This window comes from Enterococcus sp. DIV2379 (assembly GCF_050542965.1).
GTDB lineage: Bacteria > Bacillota > Bacilli > Lactobacillales > Enterococcaceae > Enterococcus_D > Enterococcus_D entomosocium.
The window spans coordinates 3,475,697-3,488,904 of the sequence record NZ_CP172938.1 but is presented as its reverse complement, the minus strand read 5'-3'; the positions used below and the strand labels follow the sequence as shown (position 1 = coordinate 3,488,904).

General features: G+C 36.3%; 10 protein-coding genes. 9 read left to right on the top strand and 1 reads right to left on the bottom strand.

Translation table 11 applies throughout. The annotated features are described in order from the left end of the window. Positions 1 to 681, top strand: coding sequence for a hypothetical protein (locus IGI92_RS16055; RefSeq protein ID WP_430607476.1), 681 nt, complete (start codon positions 1 to 3; stop codon positions 679 to 681). A 376-nt stretch (positions 682 to 1,057) separates the two neighbouring features. Here IGI92_RS16055 and IGI92_RS16050 read toward each other — a convergent pair whose 3' ends face one another. Continuing rightward, positions 1,058 to 1,903 (bottom strand): helix-turn-helix domain-containing protein, encoded by an 846-nt coding sequence (locus IGI92_RS16050; RefSeq protein ID WP_074934213.1) that lies wholly within the window; start codon positions 1,901 to 1,903, stop codon positions 1,058 to 1,060. Positions 1,904 to 2,420: 517 nt separating this feature from the next. On the opposite strand from IGI92_RS16050, the gene IGI92_RS16045 reads away from it, so the two are divergent. The 8 genes from IGI92_RS16045 (at position 2,421) to IGI92_RS16010 (ending at position 13,001) form a co-directional block, all read left to right on the top strand. Then, positions 2,421 to 3,704: a radical SAM protein gene (locus IGI92_RS16045; protein ID WP_194188601.1), complete on the top strand. Its 1,284-nt coding sequence runs from the start codon at positions 2,421 to 2,423 to the stop codon at positions 3,702 to 3,704. Positions 3,705 to 3,827: 123 nt separating this feature from the next. Further along, entirely contained in the window at positions 3,828 to 5,015 is a 1,188-nt protein-coding gene (locus tag IGI92_RS16040) for an MFS transporter (protein WP_430607472.1), read from the top strand. 863 nt (positions 5,016 to 5,878) lie between these two features. Beyond that, positions 5,879 to 6,871: an ABC transporter permease gene (locus IGI92_RS16035; RefSeq protein WP_005233042.1), complete on the top strand. Its 993-nt coding sequence runs from the start codon at positions 5,879 to 5,881 to the stop codon at positions 6,869 to 6,871. 15 nt (positions 6,872 to 6,886) lie between these two features. After that, positions 6,887 to 7,771: a carbohydrate ABC transporter permease gene (locus IGI92_RS16030; RefSeq protein WP_005230433.1), complete on the top strand. Its 885-nt coding sequence runs from the start codon at positions 6,887 to 6,889 to the stop codon at positions 7,769 to 7,771. 48 nt (positions 7,772 to 7,819) lie between these two features. Next, a complete protein-coding gene (locus IGI92_RS16025) occupies positions 7,820 to 9,427 on the top strand; it encodes an ABC transporter substrate-binding protein (RefSeq protein WP_042890386.1) in 1,608 nt (535 codons plus the stop codon). Continuing rightward, the gene (locus tag IGI92_RS16020; protein WP_016621147.1) at positions 9,428 to 10,912 is read left to right on the top strand and encodes a glycoside hydrolase family 32 protein; all 1,485 of its coding nucleotides are present in this window, start codon (positions 9,428 to 9,430) and stop codon (positions 10,910 to 10,912) included. 175 nt (positions 10,913 to 11,087) lie between these two features. Further along, positions 11,088 to 12,080, top strand: a complete 993-nt coding sequence (locus IGI92_RS16015) for a LacI family DNA-binding transcriptional regulator (protein ID WP_010729373.1) — start codon at positions 11,088 to 11,090, stop codon at positions 12,078 to 12,080. Between the two features lie 51 nt (positions 12,081 to 12,131). Further along, positions 12,132 to 13,001 carry an ROK family protein gene (locus IGI92_RS16010; protein ID WP_416136090.1) on the top strand — a complete coding sequence of 290 codons (870 nt, stop codon included), beginning with the start codon at positions 12,132 to 12,134 and terminating at the stop codon, positions 12,999 to 13,001. The last annotated feature ends 207 nt before the right edge of the window (positions 13,002 to 13,208 follow it).

Sequence of the window (13,208 nt, the reverse complement as noted above, 5' to 3'; positions counted from 1 at the left end):
ATGAATCCTTTCTTTCACGCTATTTCTGAGTGGACCGTTACCATCGTCCACTCAGCCTATCGGCTTTTGGTTTATCAGCTGTATTTCATCCTGTCGAATAGTTTACTCCTGATGCACTTGTTTTTTCTTCGACTGACTCTGAATAATATTGTCTTCTTTTGGGTACCCCTAGTATTTTTTATTGCAAGTCTGTCCGCTCAATTCGGCTTATTTAACAACCCAGAGCATTTATCGATTACAAAGAACTATTTTCAGTACTATCGAGAATGCTTGAAGAAAAACTGGGGATTATATTTCTTGTATTCTCTGATCATTCTCTTGATCCTCTTTGGACTGAAAATACTGATAGTATATCAACGCTCTGTTATGTTTTTGCCATTTGTCCTGACGAGCTGTTTTTTATTAAGCAGTATGCTCTTTGTGTTACTGATCTCAAGCGATTCTCGCGTCACTCAAATCCCATTTAAGAAGAAAATAGAATGGTCGTTGCTGATAAGCTACCGTTTGCCTTTAGTCACGGTTTATAATAGTGCATTTATTGGACTGTCAATTTTGTTAATGCAGTATTTCTCTTTGGCGTATCTTTGTTTTCTTAGTGGTGCAATCAATTACGGCGTGTATCGTAATTTGATTCGACGATTTTCACTTGATTTGTTTTTTGAGAAGTGGGTAATTGAGTGAAGAAACAAATTTTTGTATTCGCAAATCGTTGAAATGGATTTATCATTTATTAGATTTTGATTGAATATTTATATCCTAATATTTATTAATCAATTCATAAAGAAGCACTTTAAATAATTTGAATTAATAATATTTCTAACTCCTTATAAGATGTTAATTAATTTCCATCGTATCCCTTAAAATGATAGGAAGATGAATAATTTTAGGAGCTTTCGAATATTCTAACTTAGTATATAAATCTGTCATAATTGCAGAAATAATTGGAGATCCCGGAATTTTATTTATCTAGAAAAAAGAGGTGTAAAATAATTTTTCTATGATTATAGATAGTAAGCAGCTAGTAGAACTAGCAAAATCATGAAGCATTTTGACTGTCTTAAAAGAATAAATTGCGCTCACTTTCAATTAGCTCGTAAGTTAAATTGTCTTCAAACAATTTAGTAATATGAAGTGATTTCTCAAGTAATTGGTTATCTTTTGTCATAAAACTCTTGCGTGCAATTGCTAAAGCATAGTAGTCATAACGTTTTATAATTTTCGCAAGATTAATGGCGTGTTCAACTGTTTCTTTTGCATAAACTAAATGGTGTTTTTGAAGACATAGCAAAGTAATATTCAAATATATTGCACATTGTAAGGAACTTGTATTCTCTAAAGGATCATAACGCTTTAATTGATCTATTAACTGGTTAGAGATAGTAATAGCTGTTTCAAGTGGGAACATATATAAACAGCAATTAATTAATTTGATGTCATCAATATTCCACCAAGAATATTTTTGAATTTGTTCCCATGGCACAGAGAGAATGATTTTTGGGAGACAAGGAATATCTTTTTCTTCATTTGCTGAAAGCTCAACAAGTGAGTCTATAACATAAATTAGTAATTCGATTGTTTTACTGAAAGATTTTTCTTGGAAAGCTAAGCAATCTTTTTTTAAATCGAGTAAAATTGTAGTTTTTTGATTTGAAAAAAGAGAGAAGAATTGATTGAGGATTTGTTGCTTTTCATTTAACTGGTACCTTTGATTGATAAAGATAAATTCATTGAAACTGAGGTCTATTCTGTGTAAGAGTTCGACAAAAATATTTATAGAAGGAATTAATTTTCCGTTCTCAAATTTAGATAATGTAGTTCTTGAAATTAAGTTTTTGCAAACTTCAGATTGTGTTATACCTTTACTCTTTCTAGTTTCACGATAAGTCAATCCTAATCCATCCATAAGCCCCTCCTAAAAATAATGTGATTATAGTTTACAAAGTAAAAATTATTATGTCAATCCAGTATAGTGAAGAACATAACAAGTGTGAATCTCATATTTTGTAAAGGAGGAAAGTTACTCTTGAATATTAATAAATTTATTTTGAGTATATCTATTTTTACAGGGTGGTTAATTGGTGGCTGAAATTTATCGTTTTTGTTATTTAGTGTTAAAACACTTTATATAAAATAATTTTAGGAGGAAAGAATATGACAAAACCGACTTTTTTAAATGTAAGTACTTCAAAAGTAGTTTCACTTCCGTTAGGTATGACCCCTAAACGTTGTGCACAAGGCAGAGTTTAAAACAGAGCATTAGAGCGGTATATCGTAGAAGGTAATTTATTTTTTATGGAGACAAATGTTAGTCGGAAAATAAGTTTTGTGTTTATTTATCTTAAATGTGTAAGATAAGTAAATAAGAAACTGTTTTCCGATTATTTTTAATATATTACTGAAAGATAGGAGACGGAAGTATAATGTACGTATCTCTTAAAAATAATAATTTTCTATTAGAACAGCCAGATGGAGTGCTTTTTTCGTATGTTATTAATGGTGCTAGACTGTTAGTACAGGTTAATGATAGCGCAGAGTTTATTTTGTGTAAGCTAAATGGTTTACATAAAATTAATGATATAGTGAAATTTCTTGCTAAAAAATACCAAGAAAATGAGCATGAAGTAGAAATTATGGTAAATGATTTTATAAATGAATTAAGAGACAATAATCTTATAGAAGAACATGATGTTCCTGTAAAAAAAGCAATAAAAAAAGGAATTAGAGACTACTACACACCAGAACATGTTACTATGGAATTAACACATAACTGTCCCTTGAAATGTAAACATTGTTTTGTCAATGCAGGTATTGGAAGAGAAATACCCGCAAATAAATGTATGCAATTATTAAAAGAACTATTAAATATAGGTACTAGAACATTCCAATTAACAGGGGGGGAACCTTTTTCTTACCAAAGTATTGATCAAATAATCGAAATTTTAATCGCCGAAGGTGCAAATATACATATTTCTACCAGCGGTTATATACTAAATAAAAAAGTGAAAAAATGCTTGGAAATGTTGCTTGGTAGTAACTCTCCTTTAATACAAGTATCAATAGATGGTCAAGAAAATACACATAATTCTATACGAGGCAAAAACGATGCATATGACAACACAATTAAGTTTATAAAATATTCAGTATCAAAAAATATACCGATTATTGTTGCCACGACTTTAATTGATCAAACTTTCGAGGAAATAGATGGACTTGTATTGGAATTAAAAAATCTTGGAGTGAAGCAAGTTAGACTTGGGATTATTACAAATCAAGGCAGAGCAACAACAAATAATTTGAATAGTTATAGTATTAAAGAATATCAAGAAACATTGGTTAGCCTGAAAGAAATATATGATGATGAGGTATTTCAAGTCGAAGAATTAGAAGAAAGCTTGAACAGTTTGAAAAGCTGTGGAGCCGGATATAAAACAATTAAAATAACGCCTTATATGACTGTTACTCCGTGTGCAATGATGCAATTAAATATTGGGAACCTGAACAGGGAGTCATTACCAGAAATTTTGAAGCGGAGCTATAGAAATTTTTCTAGATTAGAATTTCCTCAAGATACTTTTTGCAGTGGATGTCCCGAAGAAGAATATTGCCATGATTGTATTTCTGAATCCATAATCAGAAAAAATAATGTAGACAATTGTCTATGGGAGCAAAGTCAGCAGGATATATTATGTGCATTAAAAAAATGATGAGGTACAAAATAAAGGAGGCCCACAAATGAATCAGACAAAATAAAATCCTTTACTTAGCAAATGGCGATCAATAACTAGAAAAACGAGCAATCGTTATTTCTAAGTAAAGGTGGAAAACAAATGAAGAAGAATCAGGGATTTACCCAATTGATTATTGGCCAAACCGTGGCGAATGTCGGGGATACCATTTATATTGTGGCAATTATCAGTTCTATTTTTAGCTGGACGGACTCTGCTTTGGCAGCGGCGCTTGTCCCAGTGCTAGTAACAGGAGGCGGTGTCATTTCCGGCTTTCTCTCACCGGTCATCACGAGTTATTTTCGCTTAGAACAAGTGCTGAAGGTCAGCCAGATGTGCAAAACAGCCTTACTCTTTTTTATGACCGCGTATCTCTATTTGAAAGCTGAAACGATGAATCTATTGGTTTTATATTGCCTTGTCGCATTGATTTCGTTTTTGGACGGCTGTTCAGAACCAATTAGTCGTGCCTTGATCCCGAAATATGTGGAAAAGCATCGCCTCGTCAAAGCCAATGGAATATTCAATTCGATGCTTCAAACAGTCAACATCGGCAGCTGGGCGATCGGAACCTCCTTGTTGCTGGTATTTTCTGTTCATCAGTTGGTTTTATTAGACAGCTTTCTGTTTCTAAGTGCCTCGATAGTATTAGCGTTTTTGCCTAGAACGACTCGAGAAAAAAACGAAAAGCAGCCGTTAGGGCACCAGTTGTTTATCGGTTGGCGCTGGATTATGAAAGATCCTCTGGTTCGGGTGATCGTTGGCATGGACATGCTGGAAAGTATCGCCAATACAGCCTGGGTGTCCGCGATTGTGTTAGTATTCGTCCGAGAAGTGATGCAGGCACCTGATGCTTGGTGGGGCTATATCAACGCCACTTATTTTGTTGGTGCGTTGCTAGGAAGTGCGTTGGTGATGCGATTTTCCGAGCGGTTTGATAAAAACAAACGAACAGCGATTGTAATGGGCGCTATTTTAGGCGGACTGATCACAGTTGCCGTTGCCCTATCAGGCGACCGCTTTTTGATTCTAGGATTATCCGTTCTAATCGGGCTTTTCTCCCAGATCAAAAATATCCCACAAGCCTCATTAATCCAACAAAAAGTAGCAGCCGATCGATTGGTTGCCATCTACGCTGCCTCAGGCATCTTAAATTCCGGTGTTTTTGCTTTATTCACCTTGCTGATGGGACAGGTGGCAGATGTTTTTGATGTACGGTGGGTGTTTTTTCTTTCCGGCAGTTTATTGCTTCTAGTGGGGCTGATTGCAGGGAAGCTTAAAATCAGTTAAAAGTAAGAGAGATAGTAGTCAAGAGAAACTCTTTTTTACTAAGTTCTATAAGATAAAACTAGCTTTAACGGTTAGCTTAGGTAATGGTACACGCAGGAAGATGGAAAAGTAATTACGGCTAGTTAGGAATAGTCCCTGACTAGCTTTTTGTGTGGTGAGCTAGACGTTCTTACATCGAGAATACAATGATTATTGTAGATTTGATCGGTAGCTAATCACAGATTATTCATATGCAAAAGTATTATGTGGCTGTATATTGAGATTGACTAAGTATGGGGCTGCTATAGGAGGAAAGCGCAAGCGTCTCTATAGAAAACTTGATTACTTGAAAGAAAAGCTTTGTATTGATTTGGAGTAAATTCACAATTTTTTTGAATATCTTGAGTTTTCCGAGATTCCCCTAAAAAGCTCATCTAACAGCTCCTAACCTTATATACATTTACATATCTAACTCTTATCTTTTCGCTTTTAGTTAGTTAAAAAGCAAAAAATAAATGTGAATCCGAGCTATTTTTAAATAATTAACCAGATAATCTTCCGATTGGAACGGTTAAATAGTGAATGATTGGTAGAAAAGAGATTAGAGGATGCGAGTTGTGATAAGTAAACTCATAAAAGAAGAATGCTAGAAAAGTAGAGAAAAATAGGATTAATGAAATAATCGAGATCCTTATTTTTTAACAATTTTCGAAAACCATAAATGAATTGAAGGAAGCTTAGTGTGGGTGAAAGAATAATTACAAAAAAATATTGACTTAAAAAAATGGCTATGGTAATCTATAAACGAAAATAGTGGGAACGTTTCCAAAAAGTGTCTTCGTTAAATTTTTATTTTTTTAAACGAAAATGGAAACGTTTCTAAAATGTATTGGGAGGAGATCGAATTGGAAAAGACATTGGGACCAGGTGGTGAGATAAGGGCGGTACAACGAGATAAAAAAAATATCTCGAAGTGGGAAAAATTAAAGAAACAGTTGCGGCGTGATAAGTGGATGTACTTGTTGCTCTTACCAGGTATCATCATGACGTTTATCTTTAAGTATGTGCCAATGTACGGTGCTGTGATTGCATTTAAAGACTATAATCCTATGCTAGGAATTTTGGAAAGTCCTTGGGTAGGACTAGATCACTTTAGGGAATTTATCAGTTCACCAAATTTTACGCTTTTGCTGAGCAACACATTAAAAATTAGCATTTATGGTTTATTGTTAGGTTTTTTTCCACCAATTATTTTAGCACTGAGCTTGAATCAAATTATCAATAAAAAAATAAAACAGAAAATCCAGTTGATTCTATATGCGCCGAATTTTATCTCAGTAGTTATTATCGTGGGGATGCTGTTTTTGTTCCTATCCGCAAATGGACCTATTAATGGGTTAGTAGAAAAGGTTACGGGGCAACCAATTATGTTCATGTCTAATCCAGCTTATTTCAGAACGATTTATATTTTATCGGGAATTTGGCAAGGAATCGGCTGGTCATCCATTCTTTACACCGCGACGCTGGCGGGAGTCAGTACCGATTTATATGAGGCAGCAAATATCGATGGGGCAAATATTTTACAAAAGATTTGGCATATCGATTTGCCTGCATTGAGGCCTGTGATGGTGATCAGCTTCATCTTGGCCGCCGGCGGTATTATGAATGTAGGATATGAAAAAGCCTACTTGATGCAAACTTCAATGAACATCCCTGCCTCAGAAATCATTTCCACTTATGTATACAAAGTCGGCTTGCAATCAGGTGATTATGCCTACTCTGCTGCTGTTGGTCTGTTCAATATGATTATTAATGTCGTTTTATTACTGATTGTCAACAATATAACCAAGCGGCTAAACGATGGTCAAGGCTTGTAATGAAAGGAGAAAATTATGAATAGTGCTTTATCAAAAATCGACCGTCAAATCTTATGGTTGAATCGAGTGATTGTAACTTTTTTAGTCGTCATCACCATTGTTCCGCTGATTTATGTACTGGTAGCTTCTTTTATGGACCCAGCTACTTTGATCAATAAAGGTATAAGCTTCAATCCGAAAGATTGGACAATACAAGGATATCAACGGGTATTTGCAGATGATTCCATTTTACGCGGTTTTGTAAATTCGTTGTTTTACTCTTTTAGCTTCAGCTTATTGACTGTATTTATTACGATGATCACTGCGTATCCTTTGTCTCGACCTAACTTGGCGGGGAAAAAGATTATTATGACTTTTTTTGTCATTACAATGTTCGTGGGTGGCGGCTTGATACCTACCTATTTATTGGTAAAGAACTTGGGCATGTTAGATAGTGTATGGGCGATTATCGTACCAGGTGCTATAAATGTGTGGAATATTATCTTAGCCCGTACCTATTTTAGTGCTTTGCCAAAAGAACTTTCTGAAGCTGCTACTATCGATGGCGCCAATGACTTGCAAATACTGTTCAAAGTCATGCTTCCATTAGCTAAACCAATTATGTTCGTATTGTTTTTATATGCCTTTGTTGGGCAATGGAACTCATATTTTGATGCCATGATTTACATCAAAGATCCCGACTTACAGCCGTTGCAACTCGTATTAAGAAATATTTTGATCCAAAACCAGCCCTCACAAGACATGGTGGGAGCCAATACTGCCATGGCAGAAATGAAACAAATTGCTGAGTTGATCAAATACGCAACGATCGTCATTTCTAGTCTGCCATTAATCATAATGTATCCTTTCTTCCAAAAATATTTTGATAAAGGTGTTTTAGTTGGTTCTGTTAAAGGGTAAGTATTGTTCACTATTTGAATGAATAAAAATTATAAAGGAGATTTTAAGATGAAAGCAAAATGGATGCTGCCAATCGTTTTTACTTCCGTACTAATTTTGGGGGCTTGTGGAGGCTCAAAAGAAAAGAGTACATCAAGCCCTGATTATGAACTAGAAAGTGTCTCTTTCCCATTGAAAGAAAAAATATCTTTAAAAATGATGTCTCAAAGTGCCCCTTTGGCTCCCAATGATCCTAATGACAAATTGATTTTCCAACGGTTAGAAGAAGAGACCAATCTCCATATTGATTGGACAAACTACAGTAGTGATTTTGCCGAAAAAAGAAATTTGGATATCGCTAGTGGTGATTTACCAGATGCCATTTTCAACGCCGCTGCAGGTGACTATGATTTATTAAACTGGGCGGAAAGTGGCGTTATTGTACCGATTGAAGATTTGATCGAAGATTATATGCCAAATCTGAAGAAAATTTTTGATGAAAATCCCGAATACCGACAAATGTCTACTGCACCTGATGGTCACATTTACTCTATGCCTTGGATTGAAGAATTAGGCGAAGGAAAAGAGTCGATCCATACAGTTAATGGGATGGCTTGGATTAACAAGGAGTGGTTGGATAATTTGGGTCTTGAAATGCCGCAAACCACCGATCAGTTGATGACTGTGTTGGAGGCTTTCAAGACGCAAGATCCAAATGGTAATGGTGAAGCAGATGAAATTCCTTTTAGCTTTATTAACAATGGAGGAAATGAAGACTTAAAATTTTTAATGGGGGCATTCGGTCTAGGTGATAATGATGACCACTTAGTCGTTGATAACGATGGCCAGGTACAATTTACTGCTAACAAAGAAGGGTATAAAGAAGCCATCAAATATTTCAATGAAATGAATAATAAAGGTCTTATTGATAAAGAGGCTTTCGAACAAGATTGGAATACGTATGTTGCCAAAGGGAAAGAACATAAGTATGGCGTGTACTTTACTTGGGATAAAGCAAATATCACGGGTGCAGATGATAGTTATGACGTCTTGCCAGTCTTAGCGGGACCAGATGGAACGAAACACGTTACTCGTACGAATGGCATGGGTTTCTCAAGAGATCGTTTCGTAATTACTAGTGCGAATAAAAACTTGGAACTTACAGCTAGGTGGATAGATAAAATGTATGAACCGTTACAGTCTGTCCAAAATAACTGGGGAACCTACGGTGATGAAGCACAGGCCAATATTTTTGAATTAAAGGATGGTATGTTAAAACATTTGCCTTTAGAGGGGACAGCACCGGGGGAACTAAGACAAAAAACCGAAGCTGGAGGACCATTAGCAGTTCTTGATTCTTATTACGGCACAGTTACGACTATGCCAGATGATGCGAAGTGGCGTTTAGATTTGATGCATGACACGTATTTGCCATATATTACAGAAGACAATATCTATCCACGTGTCTTTTTAGAAAAAGAAGAAACAGATCGATTAGCAAAAATTGAAACAGATATGTGGGATTACATCTATCGCAAAAGAGCAGAGTGGATCACCGGCGGTAAAATCGATGAAGAATGGGAAGAATACCTTGCTGAATTGGAACGTGTAGGTTTGGAAGAATGGATTCAAATAAAACAAACTGGCTATGATAATTTTTTGAAGGGAGCACAATAAGTGTTAGTAGAAGAAACGGCGATTTTGGATAAAGCAAATCGATTTATTGAAATGATGCGAGGAAAAGTTAACCCTCAGTATCGACAAAACTATCATTTTTCCGCACCCATCGGGTGGATAAATGACCCCAATGGGTTTATATATTACAAAGGGCATTACCATCTCTTCTATCAATACTATCCTTATGATAGTCGATGGGGGCCCATGCATTGGGGGCATGCGCGCAGTAGTGATTTGGTCCATTGGGAAGATCTACCAGTAGCGTTAGCCCCAGATCAACCTTATGATAGCGGCGGATGTTTCTCAGGAAGTGCAATTGAAAGAGACGGAAAACTATATTTATTTTATACAGGCTGCCAAGAAATTGATGGTATTAGCCATCAGCATCAATGTTTGGCGATCTCTGAAGATGGTATTCATTTTAGCAAATACAGTGGTAATCCTGTGGTAGCAGAAAAACAGCTAGGTGAAAATGGGCTGATACAAGAATTTCGTGATCCTAAAGTAATTGTTCACAACGAGGCTTACTATATGGTAGTAGCTACTAAATCTACACAGTCTACTGGTAGAATAGTGATGTTTCAATCGTCAGATTTGTATACTTGGCACTTTTACTCTGTGTTGCTAGAAGGGACTTCAGAGCAAGGAATAATGTGGGAATGTCCTGATTTATTCCATTTAGACGGACGAGATGTCTTAATCATGTCACCGATACAAATCAAGAAGAACGGACTGGAATATCATAATATCAGTTCTACCATGGCTTGTATTGGTGAGGTTGACTGGGAAACAGGTCAGATGATAGTTGATAATTTCCATGAAATGGATTTTGGAATGGATTTTTATGCACCACAAACAACAACAGATCCTAATGGTGGACGGGTGATGATTGCTTGGATGCAGATGTGGGATCGTACATTGCCTACACATGAGTTAGGCCATCTTTGGGCAGGCTCTATGAGTTTGCCCCGAGAGTTAAGAGTGAAAAAAAATCGATTGGTACAAAAACCCATCTCAACTGTATATAGTCATTTAGTTTATCAACAAGGCAGTGAAAATATCGCAGTGACTGACACATCAGTCGTATTTCGAAACGCGCTGTCTGATTCTTCATATTTACATCTAGTCGTAGATTTGGAGAAAGCTGAAGTTTTTACAATTGAATTACTGAGGTCTAAGACGGATTGTCTCAAATTAACTTATGACACTGCTACACAGGTTTTTGAATTGGATCGTCAGAAACTAGGAAGAGAGCTTACAGGGGCGGAAGAAGACCCTCTGAATGTCCGAAAAGTTGAAGTACCTTTGATTGATAATCAGCTCGTTCTTGAGATTTTTAGAGATACCTCATCAGTTGAAGTCTTTATTAATGGGTTAGAAGTTATGACGGCTACTTTCTATGAGCTGGAAAAAGCTCGAGATATCTTGTTTCATTCGATCGGAGAAAGTCGTATTCAAGCTTTTGAAACAGCGAGTGTGAAATAAATGTTTGATTGCTTAGGCGATGAATCGATTATTTAATAGGTTTTGAAGGATAATTTTTTAGAAAAGAACAGATAGCTAGATTTCCCATGGATTTGCTATTAGTATTTTGAAAAAATTAGTAATTTATGACAAAATTCATTATACTAAACTTGTGCAGAAATGTGAGGGATCAACTATGAAAGCAACAATGAAAGATGTCGCAAAATTAGCAGGTGTCGGAGTAGGAACTGTTTCCCGGGTATTGAATAACGGTTCTGTTAAAGCTTCTACTAGAGAAAAAGTTGAAGCAGCAATGACAGAGTTAAACTATCAACCAGATTTTTATGCCCGGGGGTTAAAGATGAAGCATACGAACACGGTTGCTTTGATTCTACCCACTGTATGGCATCCATTTTTTGGCGAATTTGCCTACCATGTAGAAACAGCATTAGAAAGACAAAACTACAAGCTTTATTTGTGTAACTCCAGTGGTAATAGTGAAAAAGAACAAGAATATATCCAGATGGTCAGCCAAAATAAAGTAGACGGCATCATTGGAATTACTTATTCAGATATCGATGAATACATTTCGAGTAATCTGCCTTTTGTTAGTATTGACCGTTATTTCACTGAAGAGGTGATTTATGTGACCGCTGACAATGCGGCCGGTGGACGTTTGGCTGCAAATGAACTTTATCGCCGAGGATGTCAGAATGTAGCATATATCGGTGGGTACCAAGAAACACCGAATGAAACGAAGAGTCGTCGAAAATATTTTGAGATCGAGTGCCGTCAACTGGGGATTTCCTATAAAGCGTTAGATATGTTAGAACCTTTAGACCATCTCTCAGAACGTGTAACAAATTTTTTGTTAGAGAATCCCGATATCGATGGGATTTTTACGATCAACGATCCAATGGCATTAGCTGTCATTGATATGCTTGAAAAAATAGGGAAAAACGTACCAGAGGATGTCCAAGTTATCGGATTTGATGGTCAAAAGATGACAGAAGGAGATCCTTATCTAGTCTCAACGATTGCCCAACCTACAAAGCAAATGGCGGAAGTGGCAGTGGCAAAATTAATTGCTGTCATTAATGGAGAGACAGTAGAAAAACGTACCGTATTGCCGATTGAATTTGGCGAAGGTGACACAACGAAACCTTTAGTGAGAAACGATTTTGCTTAGTGCAAATACGTTTCTTTTTTTGAAGATAAGTGAATGAAAGGTGTAGATAAAATGTTATATGGTGGAATTGAAGCTGGTGGAACAAAGTTTGTCTGTGGGATTGGTAATGAACAATTACAAGTGATAGAACGGAAAAGTTTTCCTACCACAACACCAGAAGAAACGATGAAGCAAGTGTTTGATTTCTTTGATAAGTACAAAGGAAATATCGCATCAATTGGTGTAGGAGCATTTGGGCCAATTGATATTCAAATCGAATCAAGAACTTACGGATATATCACCAACACTCCGAAGTTAGCTTGGCAAAATTATCATTTTGTAGGAGCTTTGGAAAACGCCTTGTCGGTTCCCATCTATTGGACTACCGATGTAAATGCTGCTTGTTATGGAGAATATATGGCAGGTTATGGAAAAGGTAAAAATAGTGTTCTGTATTACACCGTTGGTACTGGTGTTGGTGGTGGTGCTGTAGTGGGTGGGAAAATAGTCGCAGGTTTCAGTCATCCTGAAATGGGACATATGCTCTTACAACGTCATGATGAAGATCAATTTGAAGGAATCTGTCCTTTTCATCATGATTGTTTGGAAGGGTTAGCCTCAGGACCCGCGATTGAAAAGCGCTTTGAAAGAAAAGCCCAAACCATTTCATTTGATCATCCTTATTGGGCGATTGAGGCAGATTATCTTGCTCAGTGTGTGTATAACACAACGTTACTATATGCACCGGAAGTAATAATTTTAGGCGGGGGTGTAATGAAACAGCCGCAACTACTCGAGTTGATTCGCCAAGCGTTTAAAGAAAAAATGGTTTCCTATGTGGATACCCCTACTCTCGAAGAATACCTACTAACTCCAATGCTTGCTGACGATGCAGGATTGATCGGCTGCTTAGCTTTAGCAATAAAGAAGTTGGAACAATAGCAGCATGTTAAAGAACGTGTGAGAGAGTTTTTATAGCAGTTAGGATAGATAAAAAGGTTAACTAAAATGAGAGCTAGAAAAAAGGATGGCTAATAATAGATGTTCATATATATTTTTTGCGTAATCGAATGTCGCAAATAAGAATTTTTTCTTTCGTTCTCGTCTTCAGTTATATTGTTGTCTAGCTGCCTCAAAATTACTTCTTAG

Bases quoted from the DNA above. Each gene is read 5' to 3' on its own strand.
- IGI92_RS16055 (WP_430607476.1), top strand. From the start codon at position 1: ATGAATCCTTTCTTTCACGCTATTTCTGAGTGGACCGTTACCATCGTC.
- IGI92_RS16050 (WP_074934213.1), bottom strand. From the start codon at position 1,903: ATGGATGGATTAGGATTGACTTATCGTGAAACTAGAAAGAGTAAAGGT.
- IGI92_RS16045 (WP_194188601.1), top strand. From the start codon at position 2,421: ATGTACGTATCTCTTAAAAATAATAATTTTCTATTAGAACAGCCAGAT.
- IGI92_RS16040 (WP_430607472.1), top strand. From the start codon at position 3,828: ATGAAGAAGAATCAGGGATTTACCCAATTGATTATTGGCCAAACCGTG.
- IGI92_RS16035 (WP_005233042.1), top strand. From the start codon at position 5,879: ATGTATTGGGAGGAGATCGAATTGGAAAAGACATTGGGACCAGGTGGT.
- IGI92_RS16030 (WP_005230433.1), top strand. From the start codon at position 6,887: ATGAATAGTGCTTTATCAAAAATCGACCGTCAAATCTTATGGTTGAAT.
- IGI92_RS16025 (WP_042890386.1), top strand. From the start codon at position 7,820: ATGAAAGCAAAATGGATGCTGCCAATCGTTTTTACTTCCGTACTAATT.
- IGI92_RS16015 (WP_010729373.1), top strand. From the start codon at position 11,088: ATGAAAGCAACAATGAAAGATGTCGCAAAATTAGCAGGTGTCGGAGTA.
- IGI92_RS16010 (WP_416136090.1), top strand. From the start codon at position 12,132: ATGTTATATGGTGGAATTGAAGCTGGTGGAACAAAGTTTGTCTGTGGG.